At 53.5% G+C, this 26,612-nt stretch carries 25 protein-coding genes, 1 pseudogene and 1 other annotated feature; of the genes and pseudogenes, 18 read left to right on the top strand and 8 right to left on the bottom strand.

The window, feature by feature from the left end; genetic code table 11:
- The first annotated feature begins 86 nt into the window (after positions 1 to 86).
- From ACI7RC_RS11790 to ACI7RC_RS11775, 4 genes are all read left to right on the top strand, one after another.
- A complete protein-coding gene (locus ACI7RC_RS11790) occupies positions 87 to 803 on the top strand; it encodes a response regulator transcription factor (RefSeq protein ID WP_408108440.1) in 717 nt (238 codons plus the stop codon).
- Positions 804 to 2,609 (top strand): ATP-binding protein, encoded by a 1,806-nt coding sequence (locus ACI7RC_RS11785; protein ID WP_408108439.1) that lies wholly within the window; start codon positions 804 to 806, stop codon positions 2,607 to 2,609.
- The gene (locus ACI7RC_RS11780) at positions 2,587 to 3,717 is read left to right on the top strand and encodes an HAD family hydrolase (protein ID WP_408108438.1); all 1,131 of its coding nucleotides are present in this window, start codon (positions 2,587 to 2,589) and stop codon (positions 3,715 to 3,717) included. The genes ACI7RC_RS11785 and ACI7RC_RS11780 overlap by 23 nt, the downstream gene beginning before the upstream one ends.
- Positions 3,718 to 3,916: 199 nt before the next feature.
- Positions 3,917 to 4,483 (top strand): NAD(P)/FAD-dependent oxidoreductase, encoded by a 567-nt coding sequence (locus tag ACI7RC_RS11775; protein WP_408108437.1) that lies wholly within the window; start codon positions 3,917 to 3,919, stop codon positions 4,481 to 4,483.
- 348 nt (positions 4,484 to 4,831) lie between these two features.
- Here the strand turns inward: ACI7RC_RS11775 and serA are convergent, their stop codons facing one another.
- The 5 genes from serA to ACI7RC_RS11750 form a co-directional block, all read right to left on the bottom strand.
- Complete coding sequence (gene serA, locus ACI7RC_RS11770) at positions 4,832 to 6,415, bottom strand: phosphoglycerate dehydrogenase (protein WP_408108436.1); 1,584 nt, start codon at positions 6,413 to 6,415, stop codon at positions 4,832 to 4,834.
- Positions 6,408 to 7,562, bottom strand: a complete 1,155-nt coding sequence (locus ACI7RC_RS11765; protein ID WP_408108435.1) for a pyridoxal-phosphate-dependent aminotransferase family protein — start codon at positions 7,560 to 7,562, stop codon at positions 6,408 to 6,410. Before ACI7RC_RS11765 ends, serA begins: the two co-directional genes overlap by 8 nt.
- A gap of 104 nt (positions 7,563 to 7,666) precedes the next feature.
- Positions 7,667 to 7,905 (bottom strand) — a binding site (T-box leader).
- A gap of 158 nt (positions 7,906 to 8,063) precedes the next feature.
- Complete coding sequence (locus tag ACI7RC_RS11760; protein WP_408108434.1) at positions 8,064 to 8,561, bottom strand: inorganic diphosphatase; 498 nt, start codon at positions 8,559 to 8,561, stop codon at positions 8,064 to 8,066.
- A gap of 136 nt (positions 8,562 to 8,697) precedes the next feature.
- On the bottom strand, positions 8,698 to 8,907 hold the full coding sequence (locus tag ACI7RC_RS11755) for a ferredoxin (protein ID WP_408108433.1): 210 nt from the start codon (positions 8,905 to 8,907) through the stop codon (positions 8,698 to 8,700).
- Between the two features lie 97 nt (positions 8,908 to 9,004).
- Positions 9,005 to 9,814: a hypothetical protein gene (locus ACI7RC_RS11750; RefSeq protein WP_408108432.1), complete on the bottom strand. Its 810-nt coding sequence runs from the start codon at positions 9,812 to 9,814 to the stop codon at positions 9,005 to 9,007.
- Positions 9,815 to 9,858: 44 nt separating this feature from the next.
- Between ACI7RC_RS11750 and ACI7RC_RS11745 the strand changes: the two genes are divergently transcribed.
- Genes ACI7RC_RS11745 through ACI7RC_RS11730 form a run of 4 tightly spaced genes read left to right on the top strand, consistent with a single transcriptional unit; the run spans position 9,859 to position 13,837 of the window.
- Positions 9,859 to 10,974 carry a YpbB family protein gene (locus ACI7RC_RS11745; RefSeq protein ID WP_408108431.1) on the top strand — a complete coding sequence of 372 codons (1,116 nt, stop codon included), beginning with the start codon at positions 9,859 to 9,861 and terminating at the stop codon, positions 10,972 to 10,974.
- A complete protein-coding gene (locus tag ACI7RC_RS11740; protein ID WP_408108430.1) occupies positions 10,965 to 12,563 on the top strand; it encodes a RecQ family ATP-dependent DNA helicase in 1,599 nt (532 codons plus the stop codon). The genes ACI7RC_RS11745 and ACI7RC_RS11740 overlap by 10 nt, the downstream gene beginning before the upstream one ends.
- On the top strand, positions 12,560 to 13,135 hold the full coding sequence (locus tag ACI7RC_RS11735) for a CPBP family intramembrane glutamic endopeptidase (protein WP_408108429.1): 576 nt from the start codon (positions 12,560 to 12,562) through the stop codon (positions 13,133 to 13,135). Before ACI7RC_RS11740 ends, ACI7RC_RS11735 begins: the two co-directional genes overlap by 4 nt.
- Before the next feature lie 18 nt (positions 13,136 to 13,153).
- Positions 13,154 to 13,837, top strand: coding sequence for a LysM peptidoglycan-binding domain-containing protein (locus ACI7RC_RS11730; RefSeq protein WP_408108428.1), 684 nt, complete (start codon positions 13,154 to 13,156; stop codon positions 13,835 to 13,837).
- Positions 13,838 to 13,854: 17 nt separating this feature from the next.
- Here the strand turns inward: ACI7RC_RS11730 and ACI7RC_RS11725 are convergent, their stop codons facing one another.
- Complete coding sequence (locus ACI7RC_RS11725) at positions 13,855 to 14,634, bottom strand: polysaccharide deacetylase family protein (protein WP_408108427.1); 780 nt, start codon at positions 14,632 to 14,634, stop codon at positions 13,855 to 13,857.
- Positions 14,635 to 14,974: 340 nt separating this feature from the next.
- Here ACI7RC_RS11725 and ACI7RC_RS11720 point away from each other — a divergent pair, with 340 nt between their 5' ends.
- Positions 14,975 to 15,571, top strand: a complete 597-nt coding sequence (locus ACI7RC_RS11720; RefSeq protein WP_408108426.1) for a genetic competence negative regulator — start codon at positions 14,975 to 14,977, stop codon at positions 15,569 to 15,571.
- A gap of 94 nt (positions 15,572 to 15,665) precedes the next feature.
- On the opposite strand, the gene ACI7RC_RS11715 is transcribed toward ACI7RC_RS11720, so the two are convergent.
- On the bottom strand, positions 15,666 to 16,403 hold the full coding sequence (locus tag ACI7RC_RS11715) for a PIG-L deacetylase family protein (protein ID WP_408108425.1): 738 nt from the start codon (positions 16,401 to 16,403) through the stop codon (positions 15,666 to 15,668).
- Positions 16,404 to 16,682: 279 nt separating this feature from the next.
- Between ACI7RC_RS11715 and ACI7RC_RS11710 the strand changes: the two genes are divergently transcribed.
- On the top strand, positions 16,683 to 17,975 hold the full coding sequence (locus ACI7RC_RS11710; RefSeq protein ID WP_408108424.1) for a Glu/Leu/Phe/Val family dehydrogenase: 1,293 nt from the start codon (positions 16,683 to 16,685) through the stop codon (positions 17,973 to 17,975).
- Positions 17,976 to 18,121: 146 nt separating this feature from the next.
- The gene (locus ACI7RC_RS11705) at positions 18,122 to 19,987 is read left to right on the top strand and encodes a bifunctional metallophosphatase/5'-nucleotidase (protein WP_408108423.1); all 1,866 of its coding nucleotides are present in this window, start codon (positions 18,122 to 18,124) and stop codon (positions 19,985 to 19,987) included.
- 73 nt (positions 19,988 to 20,060) lie between these two features.
- Here ACI7RC_RS11705 and ACI7RC_RS11700 read toward each other — a convergent pair whose 3' ends face one another.
- Positions 20,061 to 21,032, bottom strand: a complete 972-nt coding sequence (locus ACI7RC_RS11700; protein ID WP_408108422.1) for an asparaginase — start codon at positions 21,030 to 21,032, stop codon at positions 20,061 to 20,063.
- An 86-nt stretch (positions 21,033 to 21,118) separates the two neighbouring features.
- Here ACI7RC_RS11700 and prsW point away from each other — a divergent pair, with 86 nt between their 5' ends.
- The 7 genes and pseudogenes from prsW to ACI7RC_RS11665 all read left to right on the top strand — a co-directional run bounded on the left by prsW (position 21,119) and on the right by ACI7RC_RS11665 (position 26,478).
- Positions 21,119 to 21,793, top strand: a complete 675-nt coding sequence (gene prsW, locus ACI7RC_RS11695) for a glutamic-type intramembrane protease PrsW (protein WP_408108421.1) — start codon at positions 21,119 to 21,121, stop codon at positions 21,791 to 21,793.
- A gap of 471 nt (positions 21,794 to 22,264) precedes the next feature.
- Positions 22,265 to 22,618 (top strand): annotated as a pseudogene (locus ACI7RC_RS11690) (cell wall hydrolase); the annotation flags it as partial.
- Between the two features lie 24 nt (positions 22,619 to 22,642).
- A complete protein-coding gene (gene ypeB, locus ACI7RC_RS11685; protein WP_408108420.1) occupies positions 22,643 to 24,019 on the top strand; it encodes a germination protein YpeB in 1,377 nt (458 codons plus the stop codon).
- Positions 24,020 to 24,139: 120 nt separating this feature from the next.
- Positions 24,140 to 24,820 (top strand): flagellar brake protein, encoded by a 681-nt coding sequence (locus ACI7RC_RS11680; RefSeq protein ID WP_408108419.1) that lies wholly within the window; start codon positions 24,140 to 24,142, stop codon positions 24,818 to 24,820.
- Positions 24,821 to 24,855: 35 nt separating this feature from the next.
- The gene (locus tag ACI7RC_RS11675; RefSeq protein ID WP_408108418.1) at positions 24,856 to 25,044 is read left to right on the top strand and encodes a hypothetical protein; all 189 of its coding nucleotides are present in this window, start codon (positions 24,856 to 24,858) and stop codon (positions 25,042 to 25,044) included.
- A gap of 169 nt (positions 25,045 to 25,213) precedes the next feature.
- Positions 25,214 to 25,864: a (d)CMP kinase gene (cmk, locus tag ACI7RC_RS11670; RefSeq protein ID WP_408108417.1), complete on the top strand. Its 651-nt coding sequence runs from the start codon at positions 25,214 to 25,216 to the stop codon at positions 25,862 to 25,864.
- A gap of 17 nt (positions 25,865 to 25,881) precedes the next feature.
- Positions 25,882 to 26,478: a lysophospholipid acyltransferase family protein gene (locus ACI7RC_RS11665; protein ID WP_408108416.1), complete on the top strand. Its 597-nt coding sequence runs from the start codon at positions 25,882 to 25,884 to the stop codon at positions 26,476 to 26,478.
- The last annotated feature ends 134 nt before the right edge of the window (positions 26,479 to 26,612 follow it).

The following is a 26,612-nucleotide window of genomic DNA, read 5'->3' as shown; positions in this document are numbered from 1 at the left end:
TATGACTGCTTGATCGAAAAGCTGGTATTATGCCAGCTTTTCGGTATATCTTTTTGTCCATTTCCTTCGAGAGGTGATCAGTCTTTATGGAAAAAGAAGCGAAAATTCTGGTAGTAGACGACGAAGAAAGGATCCGCCGTTTGCTCCGCATGTACCTGGAGCGTGAAAACTTCGAGATTGATGAAGCAGAGCAGGGCGAAGAAGCGCTGGACATGGCGCTGGCCGCCGACTATGATCTGATCTTGCTCGATTTGATGCTGCCCGGGATAGATGGCATGGAGGTCTGCCAGAAGATCCGGGAGCGGAAGGCGACGCCGATCATCATGCTGACGGCAAAAGGGGAAGAGACAAACCGGGTGCAAGGATTCGAAGCCGGGGCGGATGACTACGTCGTCAAACCGTTCAGCCCGCGTGAAGTCGTCTTCCGGGTGAGGGCGATCTTGCGCCGATCATCGGCTACGGCCTATCTGCGGACGGACACCGTGGCAAGCCATACAATCCTTGTCTTTCAGGACTTGACGATTGATCACGATGCGCACAAGGTAACGGCCAACGGGCAGGAGATCAACCTGACTCCGAAGGAATACGAATTGCTCTATTACCTGGCCCAGTCGCCGGACAAGGTGTTCTCCCGGGAAGAACTGCTGAAGGACGTTTGGCACTACGATTTCTTCGGCGATTTGCGCACGGTAGACACGCACATCAAACGGCTGCGCGAAAAGTTGAACAAGGTCTCTCCTGATGCGGCACAGATGATCGCCACGGTCTGGGGCGTAGGCTACAAGCTTGAGGTGCCAAAATAGGTGGACGTCCTTTTTCGAAGTGTTGTCGGAAAACTATGGCTCACCATTATTGCGCTGTTCGCCTTTATTTTGACCATCTTTAGCCTGCTTTTGGTCCAATCCTTTGACAGCTATTATTTTCACAAACAGGCGGAAAGTCTAAAGAGCTTGGCGGAACGCCTATCCGAAGAGTTTGTGACGGAGGCTGACCCGCATCAGGTCTTTCATTTGGCAGCCCGGATGAGCGGCTCATACAGGATCGGCTTATCCGTGATTGACGAAAATTACCGCGTAGTAAGCCAGACGGAGCCCGATCCGGAAGCGCCGCAAATCCCCATCGATCAACTGCTGAGGGAAAACAGCCTGCACGTCGACCAGGCGTTAAAGGGACAGCATCCGGCGCCGGTGACGGTCATTCTGCCTGGCCAGAATAAAGAGATGAACGACAGGGTACAGATCATCGCCGTCGCCGTACCGATACCTGCCCACTCCGGAGCAGTGATTTTGTATCAAGCCATCGAAGACGTCAATGGAACCGTAGGGGAGATGAGAAAGCTCATCTATATCGTCGGCGTGATCGGATTTACGATGACGACGGTGTTTGCCTTCTTCCTTTCCTCGCGAATCGCTTTCCCGCTGCGGCAGATGAAAGCAACGGCTCACCGCATTGCCGAGGGAGACTACCACGCGGAGATTCCCATTCGGACGAACGACGAAATCGGCGATTTGGCATCCACCTTTAATACGATGGCCAGCCGGTTGAACAGCACGGTTAACGCCCTGTCGCACGAAAAAGAACAGTTGGCAAGCGTGCTTCGCAGCATGATCGACGGCGTCGTGATGATCTACGGAGACGGAAAAATCGTGGTGACCAACCCGCCAGCCGAGAACTTTTTAAAGGATTGGAAATTCGAGCACCCACAGGAGCCCAGTCCGGTGCTGCAATTATATCAGCGGCTGCTGGAAAACGAGCAGGAGATACGCGAAGACATCCCCTTGCAGGGGCGGATCTGGTCGATCGTGATGACGCCCCTCTACGTGCAGGAGCAGATTCGCGGTGCGGTCGCTGTCCTGCGCGACATGACCCAGGAGCGAAAGCTGGATAAACTCCGCCAGGATTTCGTCGCGAACGTGTCGCATGAACTGCGAACGCCTCTGTCCATGCTGCAGGGGTACAGCGAGGCGATCGTGGATGACATTGCCGCGACCCCGGAGGAGCACAAGGAGCTGGCCAAGATCATCTACGATGAGTCCGTCCGCATGACCAAGCTGGTAAATGAACTGCTGGATCTGGCCCGGATGGAGGGCGGGCATGTGGAGCTGTTCCGCGAAGAGGTTGCTGTCCGCCCCTACATGGAACGGATACAGCGGAAGTTTACCAATCTGGCCCGCGAACAGGAAATCGCACTGCAGCTGCGAATTGAGACAAAGCGGGAGCACTTTACCTTTGATCCGGATCGAATGGAACAAGTGCTGACCAACCTGGTGGATAATGCGCTGCGGCACACCCCGACTGGCGGAATCGTCATCGTCGCCGCAGCAGGAGAAAAGGCCCTGCAGCTAGAAGTAAGTGATACAGGCAGCGGAATTCCGCAAGAGGACTTACCGTTCGTGTTTGAGCGGTTCTATAAAGCCGACAAGGCAAGGACAAGAGGGAGAGCGGGAACAGGTCTTGGACTGTCCATCGTCAGAAATATTGTTGCCGCGCACGGAGGCAAGATAACGGTGCAAAGCAAGCTCGGCGAAGGTACGACCTTTACCATTACCCTGCCGGATGAGGAGACAGACATGAGGAGTGGAGCGAATGGTTCGAACAATTCTATTTGATGTTGACGGTGTCATGCTCAGCGAGGAGCGGTACTTTGATGCGTCCGCGCTGACGGTTTGGGAAATGCTGCACAACGAGAAATACCTCGGACTTCCGGGGGACGAATTTACGCCTTCACCGGAGGAGGAGACGATCCGGAGGGTCAGGAATACCGTTTTTTCCAATGACGAGGTACTGCGTTTTCTCAAGGCACGTGGTACCAATTCCAACTGGGATATGGTTTTCCTGAGTTTTTCCTATCAATTGATACGCCTCTGCCAGCATTTGCAGGAGAAGCACCCGGAGGCAGCGGAGCTGTTGACCGGCCAGATCAATCGGGCCAAGTTGGCTCAGGTTGCTGACTGGGCGCGCGAGGCTGGCGATTTCGCCATTGATTACAAGGCCTTTGTAGCTGATTTTGGCAAAGGAAATGCGGAGAAGGCCGAACTTCTCCTGTATCTGAACCAGATCGCAAGTGAGCGCTGCGGTGTGGAGACCCGAATCTTCTCGCGAAACAGCGAGTTGTGGGAGCTTTGCCAGCAAACGTTCCAGGAGTGGTACCTGGGTGACGACCTGATTGCAGGCTCGATCGGGAGAGAGACGTTTCAGAAAGGTAAAAAGGGCTTCCTCACGGACGAAATTCCGATCGTGGAGCCGGCCAAGCTTCGTGAGATCCTGCTGGAGCTCAAGGCCAAAGGGCTGACGCTGGGAATCGGTACAGGACGTCCGACAATCGAAACCCATGTTCCGCTGAAAGAGCTGGGCCTATTGGAGCTGTTTGAGGCCAACCGCGTGGTGACGGCGAGCCATGTCCTGGATGCCGAGACAGCCTACCCGCAGTTTGCGCCGCTCTCCAAGCCGAATCCCTACTCCTATGTCAAAGGGTATTTCGGTCTGGACAAACCGGATGCCGAGGTCTTGAATCAGCCGCTCCCGCTGCCTAATGCAGAGGAGATTCTGATCGTCGGCGATTCGCTTGCCGACCTGTTGGCTGCCCGCAAGATCGGCTGCCGATTTGCAGCAACTTTGACCGGGCTTTCCGGCAAAGAGGCGAGAAGCACCTTTGAAAAGGAAAAAGCCGACTACATCTTGGAGGATGTCAGTGAGATTCTGACGATCTTCTCGTAAGCATCACCCCCGGGAACCAGTGCGTTCTCCGGGGGTTTTTTGTTTTGAAGGCTGTTTTGTTTGTTCCTTTCTGGCCTGGGATCACAGGGAGAGTCCCATATTTTGCCCCACCCAGCACATTAAAGTCCGGCCAAAACTTGCGGAGTGACACGTACAGCTATACAATGGAAATAAAAAACAGTTAGGAGTTGTTAAGCCGATGTACGATATCGTGATCATTGGAGGAGGCACGGCTGGTTCAAGCGCGGCCATTTTCGCTGCCAAGGCTGGAAAGAAAACGCTCGTGATTGACAATGACAAAGGCATGACTAGACGAGCCTGGCTGGAGAATCACTACGGCATCATGGAGATCAGCGGCCCTGATCTGATCGACACAGGCAGGAAGCAAGCAGAAAAATTTGGAGCAGAGTACATAGACGACAAAGCAGTCAATGTGACCAAAAAGGAGAACGGCTTCAGCATCGCTACGGAAAATAGGGAAGTCGAAGCCCAGCACGTCATCCTGGCGACCGGCGCCCTCGTCGACCTGGCAGAGACGATCGGCCTCCAGACAAAACCGGGTACCGAACCCCGCATCAAGACCGTTTTTGACGTAGACAGCAGCGGCAAGACCAACATCGACGGCATCTGGGCCGCCGGCACCTGCGCCGGAGTCAGCGTCCACACCATCGTCACCGCAGGCGACGGCGCCAAAGTCGCCATCAACGTCATCAGCGAAATCAACGGCGAACGCTACGTCGACCACGACGTATTACCCGCAAAGTAAGAGAAGAAATAGGAAAAGAGGAAGTGCCCTCTCCGATAGGAGGGGTACTTTTTTTGTAGTAGAAAGCAGCGAGAGTCCGAGAAAAATGGAGCGAGCGAAGGCCTTGGCAACGCCCACCCAGTCGGAACGGAAAAAAACGGCACACGCTTGTCGACCAAATTCTACGTTGAGAGACTCACAGTAATTTTTGGTCGACGTGCCGTTTTTTGGAGTGCAAACGGCCAGGTCCAGCTTCCCCGCCGGCGTGCCACGAACTGAGCGAGCCCATTTTTTCGGACTCCACCCACCATGTTCGCAAAAGCCAAAAAAAGACGCGAGGCTTTTCCAACCCCGCGTCCAAGACAGATTCTACAGATCGATTTGCGTAACGCTAGTAATTTCCGAAAGTTCTCCAACTGTATCGAGCAATTCTGCCGAGAGCGGCTTGTCGACAGTCAGCATCATGATCGCGTCGCCGCCGACATCCTGTCGTCCCACCTGCATGGTTGCGATGTTGACGCCATTTGAACCCAGCACCGTTCCGACCCGTCCAATGACACCCGGCCGGTCGTTGTGATGGATCAGCAGCAGATGGCCTTCCGGAGAAGCGTCGATCGAGTAGTTGTCGATCTTGACGATCCGTGCGCCATACCCGTTCAGACGGGTTCCGGCGACCGTGCGGCTCTCCTGGTTGGTTCTGAGCGTCACAGTCAGCAGGTTGGTAAATCCGCGGCTGTGCGAAGACTTCTGTTCATTGACTACGATGTCGCGCACTTTGGCCAAGTGCGGAGCGTTGACGTAATTGACCTGGTCGCCGAGCCTGAAGGACAGCACCCCTTTGAGGATCGTCCGCGTGAGCGGCGTGGTATCCACGTCAGCCAGCTCGCCGCTGTACGTGATCGAGATTTCCTGCAGCGCGCCAATCGTCACCTGGGCGAGAAAATGGCCCACTTTTTCCCCGAGGTCGAAGTAAGGCTGCACCCGCTCCAGAACATGGGCAGGGAGGGACGGAAGGTTGACGGCGTTTTTAAATGCCTCTCCGCGCAGGGCTTTCAGCAGCTCTTCCGAGACGTCAATGGCTACGTTTTCTTGCGCTTCCACCGTCGACGCACCCAGGTGGGGAGTGACGACGACCTGCGGCAATCCGATCAGCGGATTGTCAGTTGGGGGCTCCACTTCGAAGACGTCGAGCGCCGCACCTGCCACTTTTCCGGTCGTGATTGCTTCGTACAGGGCCTTTTCGTCAATGATGCCGCCGCGTGCGCAGTTGACAATCCGGACGCCTTTTTTCATCATTTCAAATTCACGCGTGCCGATCAGGTGGTGTGTCTCCTTGGTCAAAGGAGTGTGAACCGTGATGAAGTCGGCCTGGACGACGATATCGTCAACCGTTCCCATTTGTACGCCCAGCTTTTGCGCGCGTTCCTCCGTCAGGAAGGGATCGTATCCGATGACCTTCATGTTAAATGCTTTAGCCCGTTTGGCCACTTCCGAACCGATCCGGCCCATCCCGACGACGCCGAGAACCTTGTTGTTCAGCTCTACACCCTGGAAGCTTTTGCGGTCCCAGACACCGTCGGTGAGCTTCTTATGCGCCTGCGGAATGTTGCGCGCGACAGCCATCAGCATCGCAAAGGTGTGTTCCGCCGCCGAGAACGTGTTTCCGTCGGGAGCGTTAATGACCGCGACACCAGCACTGGTGGCGGCGCCCAGATCGATGTTGTCTACGCCGACTCCGGCCCGTCCGACTACCTTGAGCCGCTTGGCGGCGGCGAAGACTTCTGCTGTCACCTGTGTTTGGCTGCGAACCAGCAGGGCGTCGTAGTCAACGATCTCCGCGAGCAGGTCGGAAGGGGAGAGGTTGGTTTTTTGCACGACTTCTATATCAGGAGCTTCCAATAGCTTCTGGATTCCAAATTCGCTGAGCGGATCGCTGATGAGTACTTTAAACATGGTTGATCAATACCTCCTGTGCAGCTTTGACACCGGCGCCAAGCGTTACGTCTGTGCCGATTTGTTTTAATGCCATTTCGATGGCGGATACGACAGTGATGACGTCGAGCGGATCACAGTACCCCATGTGGCCGATCCGGAAGATCTTGCCTTTCAGATGCTGTTGTCCGCCGGCGATGATGATGTTGTGCTTGGTCCGCAGCACCTTGCGAAGCTCTTCTGCATCAAATTTTCCCTCAGGGTTCAGCGAGGTCACGGTAGGCGATCCGTACTCGTCCTTCGTCATCAACGAGATATCGAGGGCCTTCATCGCTGCCCGGGTCATATCCCTCATCAAGACGTGGCGGTTGATGATGTTCGGCATACCTTCCTCTTCAATCATGCTGCATACCTCGGCCAGTCCAAAGACGAGAGAGACGGCAGGCGTATAAGGGGTGGTCGAATCCGCCAGGCTTTTGCGGTATGCCTTTAGGTCGAGGTAGAACGCCTGCGGCTTCACCTGCTCGATCACTTTCCAAGCTCGTTCGCTGGCAGCCAGAAACGCCAGGCCGGTCGGGAGCATAAACGCCTTTTGCGAACCGGTGACCAAGATGTCAATGCCCCATTTATCCATCTCGCAAGGGACAGCTCCCAGGCAGCTTACGCCATCGACGATAAACAGCGCATCTGTCTCCTCGTGAACCACCCGGGACAATTGTTCGATCGGATTTAATACGCCGGTCGATGTTTCACAGTGGGTAGCGAAGACAGCCTTCACTTGAGAGTGTTCTTTCAGGAACGGAGTAAGGACTTCCGGCGTGATCGCTTCTCCCCAGGGAACTTCCAGGCGATGGACGATAATACCGTAACGCTCGCATATTTTGGCAAACCGTTCCCCGAAGACGCCGCTGACCAGAACGGCCGCTTCTTCACCGGGCTGAACCGTGTTGACCACTCCCATTTCCAGAGCGCTCGTGCCGGAGCCGGTCAAAATGTAGACGTCCTGCTCGGTGCCAAAGATCGGCTTCAGCCGCTTGGCCGTTTCGGCAAACAGGGCGGAAAACTGGCCGCTGCGGTGACCGATCATCGGGCGATTCATCGCCTGCATAACGCGGGGGGGAATCGGGGTTGGGCCTGGAATACGCAAAATTGTTTTGTCTGCAAACATGGTTCTCTCATCCTCCTGTATTTTCTTTACATGTAAGGCAGATAAGGTGAAAAATTCTTATCCGCCAATAAAAAACCTCTCGTCCCTCACTACAGATCGCTGTAGTGAGGGACGAGAGGTATGCTTCGCGGTACCACCCTCATTTGTTTTCCTTTTCGCAAAGGAAAACCTTAGCAGGTTCAAGACCTGATGGATAACGGATCAACCGATCAAACCTACTTGCCGCACGGCTTTCAGCTTGTAACTCCGAAGTGCTCATCTGTGCAAGGAACCGCCGATTCGCAGCGACCATCGGCTCTCTGAGGGTTTCCTTCGCACAGCATATCTTCATCAACGTTGTTCGACTATTCTGTTTGCTGAGATTTGTTACTAACTTTATCACGGCAATTGAAAACCGTCAAGCAGAAAAATCATGAACATTTAATTACATTTTTTGAAAAACGTTCGGAAAAGCAAAAGAAAGACACGGATGCTCCCGTGCCTTTATAGTTGTTTATGTAATTACTTGCTTTCTTTGTAGCGGGCGTAGCACTCGTCGATCAAGGCATTTGCCTTCTCAGGACCGTACCAGCCGTCAATTTTGGTCACTTTGTTCTCGAGGTCTTTGTACCGCTCGAAGAAGTGGGAGATTTCCTTCAGCACGTGCGGTGATACATCATCCAACGACTTCACGTGGGCAAAGCGCGGATCTTTTACCGGTACGCCGAGCAGCTTTTCATCCTGCCCCTTGTCGTCAGACATGACCAGAACGCCGATGATGCGCGTGTCGATCACGCAGCCGGGGAACGTCGGGAAGGTGGTGATCACCAGCACGTCAAGCGGGTCGCCGTCCAAAGCCAACGTATTATCCAAATAGCCGTACTCCGTTGGATAGTGCATAGGGGAGTACAGAACGCGGTCAAGGCGAAATACTCCGGCATCCTTGTCAAACTCGTATTTATTCTGACTGCCGGTAGGAATTTCAATGATCGCTTCTACAACTTTATTTGTTTCAGACATCGCAGCAGATCCTCCTTCAAATGGTGTCAAGCAAAACCATTTTACATTATAACAAGAAGTTTTCGTAAATAAAAGCAGGGAATAAGCCTAAAAAAATCGCCCACCTCCCTTAGGGGTGAGCGATTTTTTTGCCGTACTACTCTTCCACTTTTATCGAATCAGTCGGGCAGCCGTCAGCTGCATCCCGAACATCGTCGAAAAGAATATCAGGGATTTCGGCAGTGTTCGTATTATCGTCAATTTTGTTGTATGCCAACCCTTCATCGTCGTAATCGAACACGTCAGGTGCTGTAGCACCGCAGGCCCCGCAAGCGATACAGGTTTCTTTGTCTACCCATGTCGTCATGTGTGGTTTCACCTCCCAGCAAGATGGTCCACTGCTCATCCTCATTTTAGACTCTGGACAAACAGATTTCAAGAATGAATCCCTTTCAGAAATGAACTTATTCTGTAAACAGGGGCATCTCCGGAAAAGCAACCTTGGGATAGACCTGTTTGCGCAGGGCGGAAAAGTCGCCGGAACGGACCGCATCGGTCGTCATCAGGACGCGAATGGCAAAGGGAACGTCAGTCCAGCCGAGAGATGCTGCTTGATCATTTGCGATCACGGAGTCAAGTTTTGCGGTCAAATCCACCGGCCGGTATTCAACCAGCTTTTTTGTCTGGTACAAATATTCGGCGCTAATATAGTTTCGATAATGAAACGGGTATTCCTTCCACTGGGAGAAAGAGATGGACTTCGGAACTTCCAGAGAAGCAGATTTTTTCGTTACGTACAACTGCTCCCAGGTAGCGACCGCTTTGTACATATCCGCCTCGGCACGCAGCCATGCAGTGTCAAATTCGCTGTTGCCGGCATCCTCAGTATACGCCTTCAGGCTTTGGATGTATTCATGTTTGGCCTGCAAAAGCAGCGGGGAAGTTTCCGGGACACCTGCTTTTTCCACTTCCTGCAGCGTCTTTTTGACCAGTTTGCGGAGTTGCTGGCTGGAGGTGTCTGCCTCCTGCTGGCTGTTCATGCGAAGGTACTCCGCTTTGAATTCCTGCATCGGCTTGTACACGTTGTAATAGTAAGCGATAAAATCCTTGTCCGGGTACATCCCTTGGGCTTTGCGGTCTGACTGCACCGATTGCTCGGCGTAGATTTTTCCCTTGATGACGCTTGCGCCCAAAAAAAATCCGCAGACGAAGCTGGCAAATGTTATGATAATCATATAGGTAAGCAGGTAGTCGGTTTTTTTCAATCGTTGCATGCCAATCCTCCAACAATGATGGTGTTTAGGGTAAAGGAGTAAAGATGAGTCAGTTTCTGGAAAAAGAAGGGCATTTCATGAAGGCGCTCGCTCTTTACGGTCTTGCCCGCCTGGCCGGCGAGCGGACGCTGTACGCGCTGTACTACGTGCTCAAAGGCAGAAAGGCAAATCAGACCATACAAGATGTCCACCTTTTTGGGCTGCATTCCTATTATCGGCTTTTTCCTGATCTTTTGAGAGAGCATTGGACGGAAATTCTGTCTTTTTTCCTTGCGGAGAAATGGATAGCGGAAACGACCCTGTCCGCACACACTCCGAAAAAAACGTACAGCCTGACGGAACGCGGCCTGCAGGTATTGGCGAACGCCAAAGAACGCTACGAGCTGGACAAGTGGCTCGGCATGGATGCGAGCCTTGCCGATTGGGAGCAGCTCGAATCGTTCTGGTATAAGCTTCACCTGATCGTGCAAACGACCTCCCATCTGCTGCAGGGAAAGTTGGACTTTTACCCGGTCGTTCAGAACAGGCAGGTGCAAAAGTGGGTCAGACAGCAGCTCCAGACCGCTCGGCAGCGTCAGTTATGGATGGAAGGTTTATACAGGGAGCTGCACGCGACCTTGGGGGAGTTTCCAGGCGAGCTGCAGCGATTGATCGTTAACCAGTTTTCCGGTGTGGGACAAGCCGGGTTGACACTGGAACAGATCGCTCACAAGGAGCGGGAGGCTGTCTCGTTCATTCGGCTGAAGCAGAGGTATGTCTTGACCTGTCTCTACCTGAAGGCTTTGCGCGGAAGGCCGGGCGGTACGTCGCTGCTGGCGTCACTGTGCGAAGGGCAGGCTGCCGCGAGCGAACGGTTGACGCAAAGTGCCAAGGAGACGTGGCGGCTGCTCAGACGGGGCATCTCTCCGGAAGAGATAGCCGGACTGCGGGGATTGAAGGTTGCCACCGTCGAGGACCATCTTGTGGAGATCGCTCTGCATCAGCGAGAGTGGGACCCTTCCCGCTATCTCAGCGCCGCAGAGCAGGCAAGGATCGTCGAGGCCAGTCAAGCGCTGGGTACACGCCGATTGCGGGCGCTCAAGGATTACCTCGGCCCCGGTTACAGTTATCTGAAAATTCGTTTGGCATTGGCCAAAAAGGAGGGGGCTTCATGGGGGTGAACCGTGAGCAGATCATGAGGGCCTTGGAATCTTTTTTTGGCTACAGCGGCTTTCGACCCGGGCAGGGGGAGTTGGTTGAGCGGGTGATGCAGAAGCGAAATGCACTGGGGATCCTGCCGACAGGAGGAGGAAAGTCGATTACATATCAACTGCCGTCGCTGTTGTTTCCTTTTCTTACCATTGTGGTAACGCCGCTCATCTCCCTGATGATCGATCAAGTGCAGCAGCTTCGCCAAAAGGGAAGGCGGGATGTCGCCTACGTAAACAGCTCCCTGACTGCCCAAGAGATGAGGGAGACGCTTCGGGAAATTCGTGAGGGCAAGTACCGGCTCGTCTACATCTCTCCGGAAAAGCTGCAGCAGCCTGCGATTCTTCAACTGCTTGGCAGCCGGAAAGTCTCATTGGTGGCCATTGATGAAGCCCACTGCATCTCACACTGGGGACATGACTTTCGCACCGATTATCTTCGCCTGCCGGATGTGGTCGAGATACTTGGTTCACCTCCCGTTCTCGCCTTGACAGCGACAGCCACTGCTGCCGTACAGGAGGAAATCTGCCGATTGTTTCGAATTGAGCACGAGGATGTGGTCGCAGAGCCGCTCAATCGGAGAAATATTGCCTATGACATCAAGCCCGTAGCGAACGAAGCGGAGAAGCTCCAGGAGATGGTCGGCATGCTGCGTCAGCTGGCGGGACAAGGCATTGTCTACTGCTCGACCCGGCAAGCCGTGGAACGCCTGGTGTCCGCCTGCAAGCAGGCCGGGCTGGAGAGCGTTCACGGGTACCACGGAGGGATGTCGGCGATGGAGCGTGTACAGCTGCAGGAGCAGTTCCTGCTGCGTCAACTCGACGTCATGATTGCTACCAACGCGTTTGGCATGGGAATCGACAAGCCGGATATCCGCTTTGTCCTTCACTACCATTTTCCCGCCAGCATCGAGGCGTACGTGCAGGAGGTGGGGCGGATCGGCCGGGATGGGGAACGCGGGTACGCTTGTCTGTTTTACCTGCCGGAAGACGCCCTGATTCACCAGCACCTGGTTCAAAACGAGTGCCCGACCGAAACGGAGGTTGGGTGGTTTTTACAGCATCTGCAGCAGCTTCGGCCAGATGGTCCCGAAACGCTGGTCCAGCTTTCCCAAAGCGATCTGCAAACTGCTTGTGGAGGCAGCGAAAATCTCGCCCGCGCCCTGCTGTTTTACGCGGAGAGGTGCGGGCTGATCAGCCGGCTGGCACAGACGAGGGAAGGGTACCAGTTCGCTCTTGCCAGCGGCGATTGGACGCGGGCAAAGAGCAGGATTTCCCGGCGATTTCAACGGACGGCCGGGCAAAAGCGGCAAAAACTTCAGGAGATCATCGCCTGGATCGAGGGGACTGCTTGTCTGCGCGAAGGCTTGCGTAAGTACTTTGGAGAACGGGAGGCCGGCTCGCCGGTGGAAAACTGCTGCTGCCGCTGCGGACTAAATCCTGGTGAATTTTTTGCGGACGGCAACAAACGGGAAAAAGCTGAGGCGGCGACATGGGATTTGACGCGGGCACTGAGACGTCTGCTGCCGGCTCTGGAATGCAGTAGGGAGGCTTCGAGTTGACAGATCAACTGAAAGAAATGGATCAGCGGACCTTGTACTTGAACCTTCTGCTGACACAGGGGATCGTACTCTGCGCGGGGATCATCTTGAGCCTGACCGTTCACGGATGGCAGGAAAGCTGGCTGCTCTTTCGATTTCCCGGGTGGAGGGCGATGGCTTTTGCTGTTGGGGCCGCTTCGGCTATCGCGGCGCTCAGTTTGCTCCTGGAGCGGATATTGCCCAAGCAATGGCTGGACGACGGGGAGCTCAACCGGCGCATTTTTCACGGGCTTTCTATGTGGCAGACGGCGCTCTTGTGCGGGTTGGTGGGACTGAGTGAAGAGTGGTTGTTTCGCGGCGTCATCCAACCGCTGGCGGGCAATCTCTTGACAAGTCTGGCTTTTGCGCTGATCCACTTTCGCTACCTGCGCAAGCCTTTTCTGTCACTCACCGTATTTCTGACGAGCTTGGTTTTGGGATGGCTGTATCAATCCGCCCAAAGTCTCTTGGTTCCGATCGAAGCGCACAGTCTGTTTAATTTTTTCATGGTCCTTTCCATTCAGTATGGTCCGTCGCGGGAGGGTGACGAGTAAAAAGGAGGCAGTCAAGACATGTCGAGCAGTTCAAAGCAGAAAAGCAAGGGATGGGCCGCCCCTTTGCCGGCTGATCGCCCGCTACCTTCCCGCAAGCTGCGGCATTCGCGCAAGAGACGCAGCAATCCGCTGGCCCACAATAACCGGTTGGCGCTTTGGGTGGGGATCTTTAGTGTGCTGATTGTCTGTGCGATCGCATATGAGATCGTTCAGGCCAATAAAAACAGACCGGCACTCACGGTCCAGGCAACGACGGAAATGCCGCAGAATACCGGTCTGCTTACTCCGGCCGTCCCCAAAGAAAATGAGGGGGAAAACGAGCATCCGGACAGCCAGTCCCCCAATCCGGTCGAAAGTCACTCAGCTCCTCAGCAGGCAGGGACGGATGGGCCGCCTCTCACCAAGGAGCAGATTTCCCCGACAGATATCCCACCGGCAGGGGATGAGCCAGTCCATGCCAACGGGCAGCTTTCATCAGTTAATGCCGCCCCGGCCCAGGCCGCCGCTGCCCAGTCCAAGAGGCAAAAACCGTTGAAGGTAAAACGTCACGTGGTCAAGCAGGGGGAGACGCTGTACCAGCTTTCCCGCCTCTATTACGGGAATGAGACGAATGTAAAGCGAATTGCCCGATACAACGGGATCAGTGCGGAAGCGAAGCTGGCCGTGGGCCAGGTCATCTCGATCCCCTCGCCATCCCGCTGATTGTTGGCGGGCTGGCATCATTTCGTCGGCAGGACAAACTGGTACCCCGCATGTTCCAGCCCGGTCAGGATGTCATCCAGCTCACGGGCGGTCCGCATGCGATCGTGAAATAAAATCGTCGCCCCCGGATGAATGCTGCCGAACACTTGTCGGGCAATTCCCCGGGGTCTTTGGTATACGCGGGCGTCCCAATCGAGAGAGCCGACAGACCAGTTCAGCGAAGCCATCCCCTCCTCCCTGCAGATGTTCCTGGAATCATCGGTGTCGGCGCCATAGGGCGGGCGAAAGTACCTGGGTGTGTCGCCGGTAAGCTGACTGATGACCGCGTTGGTGCTGATGATCTCTTCCCGCTGGCTTTCTGCCGGCAGCTTGCGCAGGTTTTGGTGGTGCCAGGTGTGGTTTCCGATCAGGTGTCCCCGCTGTTTGATGTCCTGAAGCAGCGCTGCCTTCTTCGGCTTGAAGGTGATCGTCCCGTCCCCATTCTTGAAAGCAAGCTGGTTTCCATTGACGAACCAGATTGCCTTAGCCTGATGGCGATCCAACACCTCCAGCAGCTGCCTTGTCGATTCGCCGGAAGGACCGTCGTCGATCGTGAGCAGGGCGATTTTTTTATTGCTTCCCTCAAGGTCGACGATCCGGTAATCTTTCATCCGGATCGTGTAGCCCGGGGCCTTCTCCGCGATCTGGACAGCCGGCCGCTGAATCTTTCGGGCATGGATGGGGCGTGCTTCCGAATGGACAAGATAAGAGCAAAGGCAGGCAATCGTGAGAACAGCGGTCAGGATGAGCTTCGGCAACGGTCGCACCTCCGTCTTTCGTAGTGGGGCATGTATTTTTAAGTCTTTGCGGGCAGGCATTTTCCCATGTAAAATCCCTTTCCCGGGAAAGCGCAGAAAATGACATCGTCCTACAAAGAAGTCGCGATCAAGGGGCGGAAAATCGAGTCGTTTTTCCAAACTTCGATTCCCGGTCGGGTGCTATTTTCTTGTCCCAAAGTGTGGTATGATATAGGGACACACATATTGATGCTGCGCTAGCACTGCTTATGCCATTTTCGATGGTTGGAGGATAGCGGAGCACCATTACAGGCTGTGATTCATAACCTGTAATACGACTGGATGGCGAGGAGGGACAGTCATGCGTGTAGAGCGCCTTGGCCAAGACAAGATACGCATCTTTTTAACGTTTGATGACTTGACGGAACGAGGCATCGAAAAAGAAGATATGTGGCGTGACATTCCGAAAGTACATGAACTGTTCAACGACATGATGGAGCAGGCTTACCAAGAACTCGGGTTTGAAGTTTCTGGTCCGGTCGCCGTTGAAGTGTTCGCCTTGCCAGCTCAGGGAATGGTCGTAATCGTCACTAAAGGAAAAACGGGGTTTCGACAAGAAAAAGAAGAGGAATACGAAGAAGAAGTCTACGAAATGGAAGTGACACTTGAAGAAAGTGATCTCATCCTTTATTCCTTCCGTGACTTTGAACATATGGTAGAAGCTGCCCATCGGATCAATGGTATGCTGACGAATGGGGGAAGCGCCTACTTCTATCAAGGAAAGTATTTCCTTGTTCTTGAAGAGGTTGATTTAGACCAAGAGCGATATCATAAACTGATTGCGATCCTCTCTGAATACGGTGAAGCGACACCAACGACTGTTTATGTTCTCGAAGAGTATGGAAAAGTCGTATTTGCCGAAGATGCCGTTAAGGAAATATGCCGCCACTTCTCATAAAAAGCATCTCTGACAAGATTTCCCGTTTGTACCATGCAAACGAAAGCACCTGGCAGATTCGTCGCCAGGTGCTTTTTACCGTACGAAAAGAGTCTTATATTCCGGCGAACAGATCGGACTCTTTTCCGTTGAGCCGGTAAGAAGGCAGCCGGTTCCAGGCGAGGATAAAGTAATTGGTATCCCGCACATGGCGGTAGTCTCCTTGGGCAATGCCAGGAAAAACCCGCTCCACAGACAGATGCTGCGTCCGGTGTGCCAACAGGGCCTTCGCCGTAACGTCGACGTATTCCGGTGCCGTAATATGCGTGGTAATTGCCTCATCCGGATCTGTGTAGATGGTGCGGGCAGGGAACGGACCCGACCGCGGCAGCGTACAGAAATACAGCTTTTTCACGGGGGAATCAGGCGCCAGCTGGCTCACCGCGCGTGCGGTAGCTTGGGAAATGGCCCGGTGGTCAGGATGGCCGGAGATGCCGTGCGGCGCAAAGGTGATCACTACCTGTGGCTGCACCTTGGCAATCACTGAGACAATTCGGCCTGCCAACTCATCTATCGGCACATCAGACAAGTGTTTGTCCTGGTAATCCAGGATGTCCAACTGGTTGATCCCCAAGATGCGCGCAGCTTCCCGAAGTTCCCGTTCGCGCACGGCCGGCAGCTCTTCTGCCGTACAGATTGGCGGATCGCCGGCTTTCCCTGCCTGCCCGCGGGTAGCGCACAGCAACGCGACCGTCGCGTTTTCTTCCCTCGTGTATTTGGCAATCGTGACACCAGAGGTGAAGGTCTCATCGTCGGGATGGGCGAAGACAAACAGGATTCGTTTTTGAGACACGTGTGCCCCTCCTCATTGCATTGATCTTTACAAAACAGATTATCGCATATTTCGACGGCGCAGGCGAGGCTGGGACAGGTTGCGAAGCTGTCCGTTTGAAACGGGATTACATTCTCTGTGACTAAACCCTAGTATTTCGGAAAACCTAAAAAAGACCTGAATTTACATGAGTTTGGGCGCAATTACTAGGTAAGCCGTTATTTTTAAACTTCTCATCCCTTGAACAAGGGTGTATACTAAACGATGGATTACCGACAACTATTTTGAGGTGGTTAAGAAATGGGGAAGCACGAAGTGGTAACCGGTGAAACGAAAGAGGCGGTTAAACAGCAGGAGAGCTTGAATTTGCTTACCTCCACGCAAACTGTCATCAAAGAGGCACTCGAAAAATTAGGTTACCAGGAGTCAATGTATGAACTGTTAAAAGAGCCGCTTAGGGTCTTGACGGTTCGCATCCCAGTTCGTATGGACAACGGTGAAGTAAAAGTGTTCACCGGATACCGCGCACAGCACAACGATGCGGTAGGACCGACAAAGGGCGGGATTCGCTTCCATCCAGACGTTACAGAGGATGAGGTGAAAGCGCTTTCGATTTGGATGAGTTTAAAAGCAGGTATCGTTGATCTTCCATATGGTGGAGGGAAAGGCGGAATCATTTGCGATCCGCGCGAGATGTCGTTCCGTGAATTGGAGCGCTTGAGCCGCGGCTACGTCCGGGCGATCAGCCAGATCGTCGGACCGACCAAAGACATTCCGGCACCAGACGTCTTCACCAATTCGCAAATAATGGCTTGGATGTTGGATGAGTACAGCAGCATTCGCGAATTTGATTCACCCGGATTTATTACAGGCAAACCGATTGCCCTCGGCGGTTCCCACGGACGGGAAACGGCGACGGCCAAAGGGGTTACCATTTGTATCCGGGAAGCGTTGAAGCGCCGCGGCATCGCCCTGGAGGGAGCGCGTGTCATCGTACAGGGCTTCGGCAATGCGGGAAGCTACCTGTCCAAGTTCATGCACGACGCCGGTGCCAAAGTGGTCGGGATTTCCGATGCGTACGGCGCCCTCTACGATCCGAACGGCCTCGACATCGACTATTTGCTGGACCGCCGCGACTCCTTCGGAACGGTGACCAAGCTCTTTACCAACACGATTACGAACAAAGAACTGCTCGAGTCGGAATGCGACATCCTCGTACCGGCTGCGATCGAAAACCAGATCACGAAAGAGAACGCACACAATATCAAGGCACAAATCGTCTGCGAAGCGGCCAATGGTCCGACTACGCTGGAGGCGACGAAAATTCTCACCGAACGGGGAATTCTGCTGGTGCCTGACGTATTGGCCAGCTCCGGCGGCGTTACGGTTTCCTATTTCGAATGGGTGCAGAACAACCAGGGTTACTACTGGACAGAAGAGGAAATCGAGTCGAAATTGGAACACGTGCTGGTCAAAGCTTTTGAAAATGTCTACAGCACCTCCCAAACCCGCCGCGTAGACATGCGCCTCGCCGCTTACATGGTCGGCGTTCGCAAAATGGCGGAAGCTTCCCGTTTCCGCGGTTGGGTCTAATATCTTTCAGCATTCGATTCGACAGCCCTGCTTGAGTTTTTGCTCAAGCGGGGCTGTTTTTGTAATATGGAGGGAGGAATTGAGACAATGATCACGTATTCCATACAGTGATCTTATTTTTTTCTACTGGTAAGGAGGAGAAACACTTGAAAAAATTACGTCGCAGTGGCATCACGTTGCTGTCCGCCGTGTTGACGACCGGTATCCTGGCAGGCCCGGCCTTTGCCGCACCGCTCCAACCAATTGATCACGTACAATGGCTGAAGGAAAAGTCATTTATGATCGGTGATGACAAAGGAAGCCTGGCGCTTGAACAAAACGTTTCATTGGCGGAAGTGATCGCCGTCATATCCCGGTTGAAGGACGCCGATGTGAAACCGGATTCGTCCAACTGGGCCGCGCCGTACATAGCATGGGGACAGGCACAGGGAGTGCTGACCGCCGAAGATGCCAAAAACGGCTACCAAGCGGCCAGTGCCAGCAAGATCAAGGAGATTGCCAAAGGCTTCGGATACACGCTGAACCTGGCTGACAAGCCGCAGGTCACGCGAGGAGAATTTGCCCAAGCGCTCGGCGATGCCGCAACCCTGCACATCACGATTGCCCATACGAATGACGTCCACGGCCACATCGAAGAAAACCAAAGCGGCAAAGAATTCGGCTACGCGAAAATTGCTACTTTGCTCAAAGAATGGCGGGGCGAAAATGACAACTTCCTGCTGATGGATGCCGGCGACACCTTCCAGGGAACGGTATTCGCCAATCAATTCAAAGGCGAGTCGATCGTCCCGATCCTCAATCAGTTAAGCTACAACGCCGGCGCATCTGGTAACCACGAATTCGACTTCGGCTACGAGCAGCTGTTGAAATTGAAGGACATGGTCAATTACCCGATCATCGCCTCCAACGTATTCAAAGCAGATGGCACCAACCTGCTTCCTCCCGTATACAAGACGGAAATCGGCGGCAAGAAGTTTGCGTTCATCGGCTTTGTGACGGAAGACACCCCGATTGTGACCCATCCGGACAACGTCAAGGGTCTTACGTTTAAAAATCCGGTAGAAATAGCTAAACAGCTCGTGCCTGAGATGAAGAAGGAAGTGGATCACGTCGTCGTCGTTTCCCACATCGGTGTCGAAGTGGATCGTGAGATTGCGAAGAACGTCGACGGAATTGACTTAATTATCGGCGGACATTCCCATACCCCGATCAGAACTCCGGAAGTCGTAAACGGAACGTACATCGTTCAGGACTGGGAGTATGGCAAATCCCTCGGCCGCGTCGATATGTACTACCTCGGGGACGAGATGGTGGCGTTTAGCGGCGGCTTGAAAGAGTACGACGAGACCGTGAAGCCTGATCCGGAGATTGAAAAGCTGGTCAAGGACGTCGTCGCCAAAGTAGACGAGATCATGAACGTCGTCATCGGCAAGGCAGCCGTCGATCTGGACGGCGACCGCACGCTTGTCCGGACCCGCGAAACCAATCTGGGCAACTTCGTTACGGACGCGATGCTGGAGCGGACGAAGTCGATTCCGGGTCATGAAGCGGACGTGGCTTTGACCAATGGCGGCGGTATCCGGGCACAGGTCAAAGCTGGCGACATCACCAAAAAAGACTTGTACACGGTCTTCCCGTTCCCGAACACGCTGGTGGTCGTCGAGGCAACAGGAGAAGAACTCCGTCAGGCGTTGGAAGACGGAGTCAGCAAGGTAGAAGAACAACAAGGGCGCTTCCCGCAGATCAGCGGCATGTCCTTTACCTATAATCCATCAAAACCGGCCGGTGAACGCATCGTCGAGGTGAAGGTGGGCGGCCAGCCGCTCGACCCGAACAAGACGTACAAGGTGGCCACCAACGACTTTATCGCTGCCGGCGGAGACGGTTACGAGTCTCTGCACAAAGAAGGATTTAACACGGGTATTACCTTGTATGATTTGATGGAAGAAGCCATCAAAGAGAAGAAAGAAATCAGCCCGAAAGTAGAAAATCGCATCGTGGAAGTAAAATAAAAACAAAGCACCCCTCTGGCAGAGAAGCAAGCTTCAAACTGCCGGAAGGGTGCTTTTCAATTGCCAGGCTGTTTCAATGGTCGAATAATCCCTGCAATTCGGCAGGGTCACAAGTGTGTTGCAGTGCAATCATCAGCTTGAGGCGAGCTTTTTGGCCGTTTAAGCCGTTGGAGAAGATCACACCCATATCCTTTAGCTGCCGCCCGCCCCCGGCATAGTCGTACACATCCTGCACCTGTCCGTTGAAACAGCGGGAGACGAGGACGATCGGCACTCCTTTCGCGAGGACTTGCTGCAAGACAGGGACGATCGCCGGAGGGACATTCCCCAGCCCCAATGCCTCGACGACCAGCCCGTCGATGGGCTCCTCCAGCAGGAAAGTGAGCCAGCGGGGGTCCATCCCGGCCACCGCCTTGACCAATGGGATGTTGGCGTCTGCGTGGACAACCTTGTAGCATTCGCGGTCAAGCGGGGCATGGTGATAGCTGACTGCTTTTTTCGTAACGGTTCCGATCGGGCCGTACTGCGGCGACTGAAACGTGGCGACATTGCTGGTATGGGTTTTGGTGACATGGCGTGCCGCGTGAATCTCATCGTTAAAGACGACCAGAACGCCCTTGTTGCGGCTGGCCGGATCAGAGGCGACCCGAACGGCTGAGATGAGGTTAAGCGGTCCGTCCGCACCCAGCTCGTTGCTGCTGCGCATCGCTCCCGTTACGACTACAGGGAGTTCGAAGGGCAGCGTCAAGTCGAGAAAGTAGGCTGTCTCCTCCAAGGTATCCGTACCATGAGTAACGACTACGCCAGAGTAGCTGCCTGCTGCCATTTCCTGCTCGATGAAAAGCCGGAGCTGATTCATAATCGGCGGGGTAATATGCGGACTGGGCAGGTTAAATGGGTTGAGCATCTTGATGTCGGCATAGCCGGACAAAAATGGTACAATTTTTTCGATCACATGGTCGTCCATCGGTTTGACGCTTTCGGACTGGGCGTCTGTCGACATGGCGATGGTGCCGCCGGTGTTGATCACAAGTACTTTTTTCATCACAAAGCCCTCTCCTGTTGCGGGTTTTCATTCAATATGATTCATGGTACGATGATTGGTAGCCTATGTAAAGGAGCAGTCTCTCCATGATTGCCATAGTTGGGGCCGCACTGGCACCAGGAATTGCCCTTCTCAGTTACTTTTACTTGCGGGACAATCTGCAGCCCGAGCCGATCTCGATGGTAGTTCGCTCGTTCATTTTCGGCGTCCTGTTAGTTTTTCCGATCATGACGCTTCAATATATCATCCAGTCAGAATGGCAGCTCGACCATCCCTTATTTCAGGCCGTTGTCGCCTCTGCCCTGATTGAAGAATTCTTCAAATGGCTGGTGGTTTACCATACAGCCTACAAGCATGTCGAATTTGATGAGCCATACGACGGCATCGTATACGCCGTCGCGGTATCGCTCGGCTTTGCCACGCTGGAAAACTTCTTCTATCTGCTGACAAACGGGCTGGAAATCGCATTTTGGCGCGCGCTGCTGCCCGTATCCAGCCATGCCCTCTTCGGCGTGTTAATGGGATATTACCTGGGTATCGGAAAATTTTCCAAGGACCTTCAAAAAAAACAGCGGAGGATCGCTGTTTCCCTGTTTATTCCAATCGCTTTGCACAGCGTCTACAACCTGATCTTTTTAACAGCCCAGCAGTGGATGCTGCTGGTTACGCCGTTTATGATCGTCCTCTGGTGGCAGGGGTTAAAAAAAGTCCGGCTCGCTCACGAATTCGGTTCTAAAACGAGGCCGAGGGGTACAAAATAGAGGGTGAGGAGGAGACCTTCGTGCCAAAAAATGAACGAGCAAAAGTGACTATTCGCTGTAATGTATGTGGTGAACGCTTTACGCTGCGAGGCCGTCGTAATCCTGAAGGAGCGGTAGATACGGGCTTTAAACAATGCTTGTGCAACAATGACCGGCACTTCATGGTGACGGAAGAGAGTTAGAAAGAACTGGCAAAGCCAGTTCTTTCTTTTTTTGTATAGAAGACCATTTTACCACTAACACTATTCCCAGAATCAACATCCTTCTAAGGAGGAATTTGCTGTGTGGAAAGCACGAGCGGCACTGTGGGGCATTGCGCTGGCGACGGTTCTGGGGGTTATCGGCGGAATCTTTGCCATCCCTCATCCCTGGTTGTTCGGAGGGGAGGGCACCATTGAAGCCAAGGGGCTGGAAGTAGCTGCGCCAGAAGCGAAAAAAGCGAATGCCAATGTCTCGCATACTGCCAAGTACTCCGCCAATGATCTGAAAATCATGGCGAATGCTGTCTACGGCGAGTCAAGGGGTGAGCCATATGAAGGACAGGTGGCAGTTGCGGCCGTCATTCTGAATCGGGTAAAGAGCCCAAACTTCCCCAATACCCCGACCGGCGTGGTTTTTCAACCGGGCGCTTTTACCGCTGTGGCAGACGGGCAGATTTGGTTAACCCCTAATGAACGGGCGAAAAAAGCCGTGCAGGATGCCATGAATGGCTGGGATCCGTCGGATGGTTGTACCTATTACTTTAATCCGGATACAGCGACCTCCAAATGGATATGGAGCCGTCCGCAGGTAAAGCGCATCGGTAAGCACATCTTTTGCCGTTAATTTTGGAAAGGAGGCAGGAAAACGATGGTCTATGGAGCAATCAGCCGTGTACTTTTTCCCGTTGCTGCGGTAGCCCTCGTCGGAGCAGGTGTTTGGGGGTATCAGGAGCACAACGAAAAGAATTCGATTTTGATCAAAACAGAAAACCAGTATCAACGGGCCTTCCACGATCTTAACCACCATATTGACAAGTTGAGCGATGAACTTGGCAAATCCCTGGTTGTCAACTCACAGCGGCAGGTGACGCCCGCTTTGACAAATGTCTGGCGTCTGGCCTACAGCGCCCAGTCCGATGTAGGGCAGCTGCCGCTCACTCTCATGCCATTCCACAATACAGAAGAATTCTTGGCCAAGGTAGCCGACTTCTCGCACAGCGTGGCGGTTCGCGACCTGGGCAAAAAACCTCTCAGCGATCAGGAACACAAGACGCTAAGCACTCTGTACGACCATTCCAAGCACATTCGCAAGCAGCTGCGCGACATGCAGACCAAAGTGCTTGACCAGAAGCTTCGCTGGATGGATGTGGAGGTCGCGCTGGCTTCCGACGATAAAAAGACGGACAACTCGATCATCGACGGATTTAAGACGATTGACAAGAATGTGCAGGAATACTCGGAGATTGACTGGGGTGCCAGCATTCACAGTCTGGACCAGAAGAAAAAAATGCGGGTCAAGGGACTGGACGGAAAACCGGTTAATCAGACCGAAGCCGAACGAATAGCCAGGGATTTTGTCGGCTCGCACGATTCCCGCACACAGGTGCAAATCAATGCCAACGATCACGGGAAGGGTCAAGGATACTCTGCCTACAGCATTACGATCAAGGATGGAAAACGCAAAAATCCGATTCACCTGGACGTTTCCAAAAAGGGCGGAAAGGTGCTCTGGATGATGAACGAACGGGATGTCAAGCAGGAAAAAATCTCCTTGCAGCAAGCCCAAGACAATGCAGCCAAGTTTCTGAAAGAGCGCGGCTATAAAAATATGGTGCCAACGGAAAGCGACAGTTATCACGGTATGGGAGTGTTTACGTTCGTGCCCGAGGAAAACGGCGTGCGGATCTATCCCGATGCCGTCACGGTAAAAGTAGCTCTGGATAACGGCGAGGTCAACGGTTTTCACGCTACTCAATACCTGTTCAATCACAAGGATGGCCGCAAGCTGCAGCAGAAGCGAATCAGCATTGCACAAGCGCGAAAATCCGTCAGTCCGCGGATCAAGGTGACGGATCAGGGGCTGGCAGTTATCGAAGGGAAGAACGACGGCAAAGAGGTGCTCTGCTACGAATTTAGAGGGGAGCACGCCGGAGTCCCTTACCAAATCTTTGTCAACGCTGAAAACGGGGAAGAGGAAGAGATCGTTCGCCTGGACAACGAGCCGGGATTTGGCGACAATAAATAACGCTCCGATCAAACAGAGAGGGAAAGTTGACGCGAGTCGTCCAGCTTTCCCTGTTTGCCGTGAAGTGGAAAAACTGTGTATAATGAAAGGGGAGAGTTAGGAAAGGGGAAGAATCGGGAGATGAAACTGCCGCAAATAGGACAAATCATCTGGCTAAGTCCGGACACATCTGCAGATGAAGAGACAAAGACAGTGTTGAAATCGCGCATTGCCGACTTCACAAGGAACGCGGCTGCTATCGAATTGCCGATTGATGAGCGGACAAAGCACATGGAGCGGGTGAAAACAGGTTCCTTGTGGAAGGTTTGGTACATGGGTGATGATGGTTTGCGCCACGACTTTCACACGGAGGTAATGGGTTTTCGTGAAGAAAACATTCCGCTGCTGCTCATCAAGCTTCCGGACCCGCAAGACATCGTCAGAACCCAGCGGCGGTCTTATGTGCGCGTACCTGCCGAGGTGGAAATCTCTGTGAAGTCTCAGGAGCAGGATCCGGCCTGCCACTTTCTTGCGAAGACGCTCAATGTAAGCGGAGGCGGTTTAGCTTTCTCCTGTGAAGAGAAGTACCCGCTGAAAGAAAAGCAGTTGGTCAACATCTGGCTGAATCTTCCAAATCGTAAGGGAACCGTATCTCACGCTTACTCCACATGTGAAATTACACGGATTGAAAAGAAAACGGATTTCTGCCAGTGGGTATCGGTCAAATTTCTCGACATTAGCGAAGGGGACCGCCAAAAGGTGATTCGCACCTGCTACGAGCGGCAGCTTGAACTGAATAAAAGGGGCATCCCCGACTCATAGTAATCGTAGGATCGCTAATGGGGGGACACATCAGGATGAACAGCCCGGAAGAGTACAACCTCCGTTTTTGCAGCCTTGCTGAACGGTTTGAACGCTGTCTCGCGAGTCTGATCATCTGCTTGTTTACCCTGCTAGTGCTAGGACAAATAGCCTGTACATATGAGCCGGTCAAGCATTTTTTTATCGAGACTTTGCTGTGGGAAGGGCATCCCTTTCAACCGTGAAGTTTGCGCACAAGGCCGTTTTGTGGTAGCATATACGATAGCAGAGTAAATGTGCAGGAGCAGGCATGTCCTGCTTTTGTTGTTTTCTGTCAGGAGCGGTATAAGGCTGCCAGACGGAGACTTTCCTTGCAGCTTTTCTTTACTACCAAATTAGCGGGTGATTCTCTACATGAAAATCGCAATTGATGGACCTGCCGGCGCTGGCAAGAGTACAGTGGCACAAATTGTCGCTGCCCGCCTCGGATACATATATATTGATACTGGAGCCATGTACCGAGCACTCGCATGGGCCGTCATCCGCTCCGGATTGCCGGCTGACGATGAAGAAGCAGTCAGCCGATTGCTCAGTCAGGGAACAATCGAACTGCGCCGCACGGAAGCGGGGCAGGGAGTCTTGTGGAAAGGGCGAGACATCACGGCCCAGATCCGCACCCCTGAGGTCAGCAATGTCTCGTCGATCGTAGCCAGTCTGGGCAAGGTTCGCGAGCAGATGCTTCACCTGCAGCGGGAGCTGGCCCGGCAGGGCAGCGTCGTGATGGATGGACGAGATATCGGCACGCATGTGCTGCCGGATGCCGATGTCAAGATCTTTTTGACGGCATCGCTGGAAGAGAGGGCGAAACGCCGCGTCGACGAGCTGCATGCCAAAGGCTACGATGTCGAATATGAAACCCTGCTGGCCGAACTGGAGGAGCGCGACCGGCGCGATTCAGAACGGAGCGTAGCGCCCCTGCGCAGGGCAAAGGACGCACACTTGGTGGATACCACCGGGAAGTCCATTGAGGAAGTTATTGATGAGATTCTCAAAATTTGCTTGTGAGCAGGTGAACAGCGCCGGTGAACAACTATTATAAATTTTTTCGCTTTTTATTCCGCAAGATATTTGCCGGGTTTTACCGATGGCAAGTTATTGGTTCCGAACATATTCCTAAAGAAGGTCCGGTAATTCTCTGTTCCAATCACATCAGCAACTGGGACCCCCCGTTGGTTGGATCCGGGATTGAACGCCAGCTTCATTTTATGGCCAAAGAGGAACTGTTTCATGTACCGGTTGTCTCGTTTCTCATCAAGCAGTTTGGGGCATTGCCGGTGAAACGGGGTCAAGCTGACCGGGCTGCAATCCGCGCCACTTTGAAATTGTTGGAAGAAGGAAAAGTGTTTGGCATTTTTCCGGAGGGACATCGCAGCAAGACAGGCGATCTGGGAACGGCCATGAACGGTGCGGCAATGTTCGCCTTAAAGTCACAGGCAGCGGTTGTACCGGTGGCTATCATCGGGCCCTACCGGCTGTTTCGCCCAATCAAAATCGTCTACGGCCAGCCGCTGGATTTGTCCCGCTTCAGGGAGTCCAAGCCAACGGCCGAAATCATGAGAGATACGACAGAGTACATCATGCAAAGCATCAAGGAACTAATTGAGCGGCATCAAGAATAGCGCTTTTTTCCTGACTTGACGAATATCCCCTAAAGATAGTATCGAATGCAGGGGATGGAAGAATACTATATCTGTGTATCTCCACTTCCAATTGTCTGGCCCCCCGCCCTTGGCGAGAGGTTCATATATTTTGC

Origin of the sequence: Brevibacillus sp. B_LB10_24, from assembly GCF_046036945.1 — a bacterium.
Taxonomy (GTDB): Bacteria; Bacillota; Bacilli; order Brevibacillales; family Brevibacillaceae; genus Brevibacillus_C.
Note: the sequence above shows the minus strand (reverse complement) of the source record. Positions and strands in the feature narration are given on the sequence as shown.

Bases quoted from the DNA above. Each gene is read 5' to 3' on its own strand.
- ACI7RC_RS11730 (WP_408108428.1), top strand. From the start codon at position 13,154: ATGTCGAGCAGTTCAAAGCAGAAAAGCAAGGGATGGGCCGCCCCTTTG.
- ACI7RC_RS11675 (WP_408108418.1), top strand. From the start codon at position 24,856: ATGAACAGCCCGGAAGAGTACAACCTCCGTTTTTGCAGCCTTGCTGAA.
- ACI7RC_RS11775 (WP_408108437.1), top strand. From the start codon at position 3,917: ATGTACGATATCGTGATCATTGGAGGAGGCACGGCTGGTTCAAGCGCG.
- serA (WP_408108436.1), bottom strand. From the start codon at position 6,415: ATGTTTAAAGTACTCATCAGCGATCCGCTCAGCGAATTTGGAATCCAG.
- ypeB (WP_408108420.1), top strand. From the start codon at position 22,643: ATGGTCTATGGAGCAATCAGCCGTGTACTTTTTCCCGTTGCTGCGGTA.
- ACI7RC_RS11710 (WP_408108424.1), top strand. From the start codon at position 16,683: ATGGGGAAGCACGAAGTGGTAACCGGTGAAACGAAAGAGGCGGTTAAA.
- prsW (WP_408108421.1), top strand. From the start codon at position 21,119: ATGATTGCCATAGTTGGGGCCGCACTGGCACCAGGAATTGCCCTTCTC.
- ACI7RC_RS11720 (WP_408108426.1), top strand. From the start codon at position 14,975: ATGCGTGTAGAGCGCCTTGGCCAAGACAAGATACGCATCTTTTTAACG.
- cmk (WP_408108417.1), top strand. From the start codon at position 25,214: ATGAAAATCGCAATTGATGGACCTGCCGGCGCTGGCAAGAGTACAGTG.
- ACI7RC_RS11755 (WP_408108433.1), bottom strand. From the start codon at position 8,907: ATGACGACATGGGTAGACAAAGAAACCTGTATCGCTTGCGGGGCCTGC.
- ACI7RC_RS11765 (WP_408108435.1), bottom strand. From the start codon at position 7,562: ATGTTTGCAGACAAAACAATTTTGCGTATTCCAGGCCCAACCCCGATT.
- ACI7RC_RS11700 (WP_408108422.1), bottom strand. From the start codon at position 21,032: ATGAAAAAAGTACTTGTGATCAACACCGGCGGCACCATCGCCATGTCG.
- ACI7RC_RS11680 (WP_408108419.1), top strand. From the start codon at position 24,140: ATGAAACTGCCGCAAATAGGACAAATCATCTGGCTAAGTCCGGACACA.
- ACI7RC_RS11780 (WP_408108438.1), top strand. From the start codon at position 2,587: ATGGTTCGAACAATTCTATTTGATGTTGACGGTGTCATGCTCAGCGAG.
- ACI7RC_RS11750 (WP_408108432.1), bottom strand. From the start codon at position 9,814: ATGCAACGATTGAAAAAAACCGACTACCTGCTTACCTATATGATTATC.
- ACI7RC_RS11790 (WP_408108440.1), top strand. From the start codon at position 87: ATGGAAAAAGAAGCGAAAATTCTGGTAGTAGACGACGAAGAAAGGATC.
- ACI7RC_RS11760 (WP_408108434.1), bottom strand. From the start codon at position 8,561: ATGTCTGAAACAAATAAAGTTGTAGAAGCGATCATTGAAATTCCTACC.
- ACI7RC_RS11745 (WP_408108431.1), top strand. From the start codon at position 9,859: ATGAGTCAGTTTCTGGAAAAAGAAGGGCATTTCATGAAGGCGCTCGCT.
- ACI7RC_RS11740 (WP_408108430.1), top strand. From the start codon at position 10,965: ATGGGGGTGAACCGTGAGCAGATCATGAGGGCCTTGGAATCTTTTTTT.